The 1,954-nt window shown below is 39.3% G+C and carries 2 protein-coding genes; both read right to left on the minus strand.

Features of this window, described 5'->3' with window-relative positions; genetic code table 11:
- Positions 1 to 498: 498 nt before the first annotated feature.
- Complete coding sequence (locus tag QMA12_RS21935; RefSeq protein WP_290211495.1) at positions 499 to 1,197, minus strand: FRG domain-containing protein; 699 nt, start codon at positions 1,195 to 1,197, stop codon at positions 499 to 501.
- 99 nt (positions 1,198 to 1,296) lie between these two features.
- Positions 1,297 to 1,734: a hypothetical protein gene (locus tag QMA12_RS21940; RefSeq protein WP_143872101.1), complete on the minus strand. Its 438-nt coding sequence runs from the start codon at positions 1,732 to 1,734 to the stop codon at positions 1,297 to 1,299.
- Positions 1,735 to 1,954 lie beyond the last annotated feature (220 nt).

Here is a 1,954-nt window from a genome sequence, read left to right on the forward strand (position 1 = left end):
TGGGTGAGTTGATAACCAACAAGGTTTAACCTGATTATATGCCTACAGACCTAAGCCACTTGCCTTGATTAGACGCTCAGTACGCGTGCATTAATACAATAAACAAAGTCGCTTACACCTGACTTGATAACTGCGTTACGCACCTAAATCTAACTGGATCACATTGATGAAACCAGCCGCCTTGAATAGTGCCATGATCAGGTTAACCGATGAATGTCTCGGCTCTGGCATCCTGCTTCGCTCTACCTCCTAAATCCATTTAGTCGTAGTGCCCCAGTAAGCCCAAAAGGATATGGGAAAAACCTGGCTGCGATGAGATCGCAATAATCGATTACTGCGTAACGCGCCTATATGTGTTTGCCGTAAGCTACTTGCTTAACAGCCGCATCGACAGACGAAGTAAACGAATTTGTTTATTGATTTAGAATTGACCGTCAATTTATAAAAACGGTCAAAAAGAGTACTATTGCCTATTGACAGAGTTAAGGCTCATATGTGTTAAGTTTCGTCTTCTCCGAGCCCACCGTCCCAGAAATCTCTATTTTCTGAATACCAGTTTACGTGTTTAGATAAACCGTCTAGGTCAGGAAATACATTAGCACTATTAATACCGTAATGATTTAAATCAAAAAGTAAATCCCGCACATAGCTTTTGTTGATGATGATTAATTCAAGTTCATCTTTTTTATCTAGGCTTTTGTTGAGTGGGGTTGTTGGGTCACTATGTACCGTAAATACACCACCTTGTCTTGTTATTCTCGGTACGACTCCTTTGGGTTTAAATAGAGACACACCTTTATAGGTTTTCGGTTTAGTTTTTTCGGCTATTAAATACCAATTAGGTTTATAACAATAAATATGAGCATCAGTATCGTGCTCATGTGTTGATGCAAAATATGCGGCAATCAGAGGGTTATAACTCCAATCTAATAATCGAGTTGCCAACCCGTGATGCTGAGCAATAGCAACCCAATCCCACTCATTATCGGGAACTGATTTTAAAAACTCGACAGCACGCCTTTTCCAAGAATCTAGGATATTTAAATCATCTGATTCCGAATAAGGAAGTCTTCCTGCTTTTGGTAATAATTCCCAGCTTGGGTCTACATGACCGCGAAAAACCCACTTATTGGATTTCTTAAATCTCTGTAGGACATTATGTAATTCACCAAAAGAATTTACCCGATGCTCCTTCATGACTCTCCTAGAAACTTAACGCCGCAAATAAACGGCAAAAAATAGTTGGCTATAATTTGAGAGGCACGAACAAAGCCAACTGTTTTTTGTCCGTACTTTTTAATTTGCTTTGTTAGGTGCGTAAGAATCCAAATACTCACCTACTCGACCACCAAATAGCGAAGGTGATGTATTATGTATTTTACGTTTAGCATATGAGCAAGACTCTTTAACTCTGATGCTACTCTCAGATTGCCATAATGCCGCGTCTGTATTTTTTACTATTTCTTTTAATGGTTGCTTGCTGATGATAACTGCTTTATCGATGAGCTGTTTGTTACTTAAGTACCACTCATTTATTTCTTCTTGGGTTGCGTTATCACAGTATTTTTTTAAAGATAATATGTAGCTAAAAACCTGACGAGCTCTAAATGCAGCATCTTCATATGAACAAACACCATCTCGTCTTTGCTTGCCCTCTGGGACTGGTTCACAAGGTTCCACAGCAGAGACTCTAAATGAAAAAAGCAGAAGCAAAGTTAGTAATACGATCTTCATTGGCACCTAACGCCCAATTAACGGGCAAAAAATAGTTGGTTAAAATAAGCGACGAAGGAGCAAAACCAACTATTTTTGTCCTTGTTTAATTGTTTGTGTACGCCCGACATGGGCATTGACTTATGAGGTGAAAGTCCTCTGTAGGAAGATCGCCGTTTAAATAACATACTGTTATTAAACGATAACTACTAGCGAATGGCAAGGGCTAAATCGCGAGAGA

This window comes from Pseudoalteromonas sp. APC 3893, assembly GCF_030408095.1.
GTDB lineage: Bacteria > Pseudomonadota > Gammaproteobacteria > Enterobacterales > Alteromonadaceae > Pseudoalteromonas.